General features: G+C 37.6%; 3 protein-coding genes and 3 pseudogenes. 4 read left to right on the top strand and 2 right to left on the bottom strand.

Going from position 1 to position 5,839, the window contains the following annotated elements; translation table 11 throughout:
- Positions 1 to 244: pseudogene (locus tag ACFINU_RS08835) on the top strand (hypothetical protein); the annotation flags it as partial.
- Positions 241 to 642 (top strand): hypothetical protein, encoded by a 402-nt coding sequence (locus ACFINU_RS08840; RefSeq protein ID WP_375618845.1) that lies wholly within the window; start codon positions 241 to 243, stop codon positions 640 to 642. The pseudogene ACFINU_RS08835 and the gene ACFINU_RS08840, both read left to right, overlap by 4 nt.
- 102 nt (positions 643 to 744) lie before the next feature.
- Here ACFINU_RS08840 and ACFINU_RS08845 read toward each other — a convergent pair whose 3' ends face one another.
- On the bottom strand, positions 745 to 945 hold the full coding sequence (locus tag ACFINU_RS08845) for an AlpA family transcriptional regulator (protein WP_015856172.1): 201 nt from the start codon (positions 943 to 945) through the stop codon (positions 745 to 747).
- A 210-nt stretch (positions 946 to 1,155) separates the two neighbouring features.
- Entirely contained in the window at positions 1,156 to 2,322 is a 1,167-nt protein-coding gene (locus ACFINU_RS08850; protein WP_375618844.1) for a tyrosine-type recombinase/integrase, read from the bottom strand.
- Between the two features lie 175 nt (positions 2,323 to 2,497).
- Here ACFINU_RS08850 and ACFINU_RS08855 point away from each other — a divergent pair.
- Positions 2,498 to 3,772: pseudogene (locus ACFINU_RS08855) on the top strand (phage portal protein); the annotation flags it as partial.
- Between the two features lie 13 nt (positions 3,773 to 3,785).
- A pseudogene (locus tag ACFINU_RS08860) lies at positions 3,786 to 4,325 on the top strand (hypothetical protein); the annotation flags it as partial.
- Positions 4,326 to 5,839 lie beyond the last annotated feature (1,514 nt).

A 5,839-nucleotide genomic window follows, 5' to 3' on the forward strand; every position in this document is an offset into this window, starting at 1 on the left:
GCAGGATTACGTAAACTTGGAAAATCATAAAAATGACTTTGTTGGTACAAAGATTGGCAAAAATCCTTACACTTTTGGGCAAATACCTCCTGGAAGTGGTCCTTGGAAAGAAGCATGGCAAATATTTAAGGGCTACCCCAGTGTCCATGCTTGTTATGGTAATGCAGGTTCAATATGTCGACAGGCTTATGGATTACCTAATCGTACGCCAATTTATTCAAAATATTCAGGAAGAAAAAAATGAAACAAATCTTGAAATTATTAAGTGGTCTCATTCTGTTAAATATTGCTGGATGTAACATCGACAAGCCTCCACCAGGAGTTTTGAGTGCATGGGAGAAACCAGGAGCAGATTTTACTGAGGTAGGAAAAGCATTGTTAGAATGTGGTATGCCAACCCCTTATGATGTTTTTCCAGAAAATAGAAAGCTAAGCATCAATGCAGAGGCTTCCATCGATGCTTGCATGATTCAAGCAGGATTCCGCTACAAATGGGGAGGACCATATTGGTGTTATACTTTTAGAGCTGAAAACCTTCCCATTTGTCGTCCAGGTGCTGTCATACCACAGCGCAGTGTCAAGAAGCGTTTGAACAGCCCTTTTTGTAAAAAGTATAAAAATGCACCTGAATGCCAGCCTTAAGTCTTGCTTCAGTAGAGAAAGCCTTGAATTTACACCAAATAAAGCACCAGGTTGATGAGTTTGAGAAAGCCTTGTCCGTCCTTACGTGATAAGGTTTTCTTTTTATGCCGCGTCGTTATAACGTTGCTGTTTTGCTTGTTCGATTACATTCAAAAGATCCGATTGTAACCAACGGGATAAAAAGCCAAATTTTAAAGGTTTTGGGAGAGAGCCATTGGTAACATGACGCCGGAATGTTGAAACACTCATATGAAGCAGTTTTGCACTTTCACGGTCTGTTAAAAGAATATCATTTTCTGTCATACTAAAATCCTTTCAAAAGTAAAAAAATGAGAACAAATCATAACTATTTATTAACCACATTTTGGTTCATTTTTGAAGGTATTTTATTTATAGAAAACAATATTTTATTATACAATTTCTAATGTGATAATTTATGAGTCTTATTGAGAGAGAATGAGAGAGAAGAGAGCTAAAGTTATCCACAGATAATGGGGTTATTCACCCCATATTTTAGGTTTGACTCGTGACATAAGCCGCCCATTTATCCATATAGACACGGCGCTGTTCTAGATAGTCAGTGCGACGATAGGAGCGCTCTACTTGTCCTCCTACTGTATGACTTAGAATAGTTTCAGCGACCTCATAGGGAGCATCGGTTGTTTCTGCTAGCCAATCGCGTAAACTAGAGCGAAAACCATGCGGGCAGGCTTCAAGTTTATTGTCTCTCATATATTGAGCCATACACTTCTCAGCGAGGGGACCGCGACCTTTAGCAGAAAAAAAGAAATCATTACGAGAAAGCAATCGTGCTTGTTTTAAAATTTCTAATGCTTCAGTTGATAAAGGCACGCGAAATTCTTTTGTTGTATCACGCTTGCCTTTCATATTTTCAGCAGGTATGGTCCATATATCCCCATCAATTTGATCTTTATGAATATGACGTAAAGGATTGGTACGAACACCTGTCAGAATAAGCAAACGCAAAGCCAGTTGTGTTATGGTTGATGCTTCACAGAGTGTTTTATAAAAAGCCGGAACCTCTCTCCAATCCATGGCTGGTCTATTAGTGACCTTATGGCGTTGTTTTCCTAAGAGAGCTTTTGCTTTTTCTACAGCTTGTAAATCAACATCTACACCTAATGCAGCCGCATGTTTGAGACAAATATTAAGACGTATCAATGCTGTTCGAGCAATTACAGCCTTTGTATGCCAAATGGGAGAAAGGGTATTGCGTATCTCTGTTTGCGTAATCTCTGAAACGGGTAAACAGCCTAGTTTAGGGAGAATATGAAGGCGTAAAGGTGTAAACCATTTACCATTTTTACCATCACCTTTTAATTCAGCTTTACGAGTTTCAAAAGTATCTAGTGCAATATCTTTTAAGTAATGGAGATTGCTTATTGCCTCACGCTTTTGTTTATTACGTTCTTTAATAGGGTCACGCCCTTCACGTAAAACAGCCCGCCACCCAGTTGCTAATTCACGGGCTTGTTTTAAAGAGACATCTCTTAAAGCACCCAAGCCCATTTCGCGACGCCGCCCATGAATGGTATAACGATACAGCCATTGAGCACCTCCATCTTTACGCTTATGAAGAAGCAAGCCGGCACCATCATTATATTTGCCAGTTCCCAATGTTGCGACAGATCTTGCATTAAGACGATTCATAAGAACCATTTTTACTCCTTTCTGCTATAGTTTTTACCCACACGTCAGCCCCGCTTGTGGTGTGCAAGCAAGTGATATGAATTGATTCAAGATACACAGATTTAAGATGAGAGAATCTTACGTTATTCAGGGTTCTCATTCAATATGAATAACGCTAGATTATGATTATAAATCAATGCCTTGAACGCTTGTTGAATGCCGTTGGTTTGAAAGCGAGCGATACTACAAGGCTCCTGATTTAGAGACAGGTGAATTGCGTGATTATAGTGAAGAGGAATTTAAGCAGCTCCAGTGCATGATGCCCGATATTCAAGGGGCAGCTTTCAATAAAAAGGTTGTTAAACGCGCTTTTTTAGGCAGGAAATTGCTTGAATGCCCCGATCAACCTTTGGTTCCAGCGGGTCAATTGGGTTGGGAGTGTATCACGGGGTATTTTGACAAGATAGAACGGCAATTTTATGGAGTTGTAAGACCGACAAAAGACCCACAACGGTGGGCAAATAAATATTTCAGTCAAGTAATGCATATTCTCAACAGCCAATCTAAAGGTGGAATTATTGTTGAAGAGGGAGCGTTTAAGGATATCAGACAAGCTATGAAGGATTGGGCGCGCGCCGATGCTATCATAGTCGCTGAAGACAAAGCCTTTGCGGAAGGTAAAATACAGCCCAAACCCGCCGCCCAATTTCCAGCAGGCTTTTTCCAACTGTTTAATGAAGCCAAGGAAGCGATTAATCAAGTTACGGGCTTATCGCCTGAGTTTATCGGGACGAGAGAAGTCTCACAAGCAGGGATTTTAGAAGCACAACGGCGTCAATCTAGTCTTAACCTGCTTGCTTGTCTATTTGATGGCTTGCGTTTGTATCGCAAAAGGCAGGGTAAGATTATTTTGCATCTGATACAGAATTACTTGTCTGATGGTCGTTTGGTGAGGATATCGGGTGAGGAGAATGCGCAATATATTCCCTTAACACGTGAAGCGGTGATGAGTGTTGATTACGATATTGTGGTGGATGATGCTCCAACCAGCCCGAATGAGAAAGAGCGTACCTTTGGCATTATCACGCAATTATTACCGTTGCTTCAAAATGCCGTAACACCGGATATCATGCTTGATTTGCTTCGTTATTCACCATTGCCTGCGTCATTACTCAATCGTGTAAGTGAGAAGATGCAACAGCAGCAAATGGCACAACAAGCCCAACAACAGCAAATGAATCCGGAACAAGAAATGAAGTTGCAGGAAAAGCAGCAAGATATTGCGGCTAAAAGTCAGATGCAACAGATGGATTTACAAGGCAAGCAGATTGAATTGGTCATGCGTCAAAAGAGAGCAGAATTGGAAGCGGAATTGATGCAACAGAAGCATGAGCTTGAACGAGAGCGTATTCTTAATGAACGAGCGCAAAATCAAATCATGCGTGAAAGAGCGGCAACATACAGAGGAAGAAGCATTTGAGAGAGGTTAGAGAATGAATGCAGAAATGAACGAAGCGATGAATGAAGATTACAGAGTTGGAGCACCGGTATTTGATGATGAGAGCTCTTTTGAGAGTGATTATGAGGTCGAAACCGTTGAGAGTAATGATGCCACACCTCCAGAACCGGTTGCAGAGCCCGTTGACAAGCCTTCAGAAATCGTTCCTATAGATCGGCAACATGCAGAACAACAAGCCAAACAAGCCCGTGAAGCGCTTGTCAAGTTTTATGAACCCCAAGCTCAGACACCAAGCGTTGAAGGAGAAGGCGGACCTCCAGATCCTACACAAGACATCATTGGCTATATGAGTTGGATGGGAAAAAAGCTTCAAGAGCAAGATGCGTATATTCGTGCACAACAAGATGTTCAAAGGCAAGCCATTGAAACCCACGAATTTAATGGACATTTGAACCAGTTTTTAGAAAGTTCTGTTACATCAATTAAAGATAAATACAGTGATTTTGATGCGGCGGCAGATTTTCTTTATGAGACGCGTGCAAAGCAATTAAGTGCTTGGTCATCTGTTTATCCGATATAATATCAAAAAACACAATAAAGTCAATATGTTGTTTGCAATTATTTTATATGAATCCACTCAAGAATCCATCTTTTTATGCGTGTCTAAATTGATCATTTTTTATATAAGATTGGCATGTATGAATAGACCATAAAAAGCAAATCATGATGTAAATATTATAACGCATGTAAACATTCAAATGAAATGAAAAGCAGATATCATTCATAACAGTTTATAAATCTTATGATACGTTTTTATCACAGCACAAATCACATTGTTTAAAAATTTAGTTGTTTGAAATTATCGATAACATAAATTGTATACGTTTAAAGATCACATCTTGTTTTAAAGATTGGTTTGTTTAATCGTATAAAGACCAAAATTATTGTTCCCCAAAATTAAGAAGCGTAAAATCTAAAAATGCTATAGCAATATCTTATTATCTATTAGAGGGTAATCGTTTGAAACTGTTATAAGATAAATTGTATCAAAAGATACGCATTTATAGAAAATACAGATCATATAATTTTCCCCCAAATTGGGAAAAACCTCTAAAATGGCATTAAAGAAATTAACTGTTTGAACCTGTCATAAGCTTATAGGTTTAATTTAAAAAATTGCATAAAAGGATTAAGGATAAAATCGCTTTTAAAACGCTTACTAAAAGTTAAAAAAACGATAAAGAGGTATTTTATATCTTATGAAATGAAAAGCCTTTTAATGAATAGATTGCAGACTAGTTTTTAAGAACGGAATTATTCGCTTCCACAAAAAAATGGAGGCGGGTAATACCATAGCAGTAAAATACTATTTTACCTTAGATATGGTACTAAAAAACGTTTTAAAAGTTACCATTTAAAAGTACAGAGCACAAATATAGAGCGATTAATTTGCAAAGAAGTTCTGTTTAAAAGAAACTTATGAAAGCCTTTCTAAATGAACGTTTAAACGTTTGAAACGGATGTTTATAACAGTTTTTAAAGCCTTGCGTTTGATAAAAGCGGTTGTTTATTGTCTTATGAGAGTTTGTTTTAAAAGCCAACGTTTGCAACTGTAAAAAACGGGTTTTGTTAAAGCTATCAAGCGTTTTGATTTGTTTGATAGGTTTTGATTTTAGAATATAAGTTATTTGAATTCACTCAACTCAATTTTAAGGTCAACATATTGGAACGTTTTAAAAGAAGCATTTTGATCATGGGCTTTGTTTTCAATGAATCTCTTTAAAAGATAAAGACGTTATGATTAATACGTTTGAGAGAAATGAAAAGCGTTCATTCAAATGAGTGAGTAAAAATCATACGCATTATTTACATTCCTTTTGATAAGTTTTCATATCTCAATAGAGCGCTTGCAATATAATACGTTTTGTATATATGCATTCATTACTCCATTGTGGATGATTATTTTTCTATCATTATAATCGTTATTTGAAAGCCGCGTCATATCACTTGACACGGCTTTCTTTTATGAATGCTCTCTTTTATGATATGTATATTAAGCAATTATCTTATAATGCGTTTATAGCCATC

Origin of the sequence: Bartonella sp. AC130YNZD (assembly GCF_042196865.1) — a bacterium.
In the GTDB taxonomy this organism is placed as follows: domain Bacteria; phylum Pseudomonadota; class Alphaproteobacteria; order Rhizobiales; family Rhizobiaceae; genus Bartonella.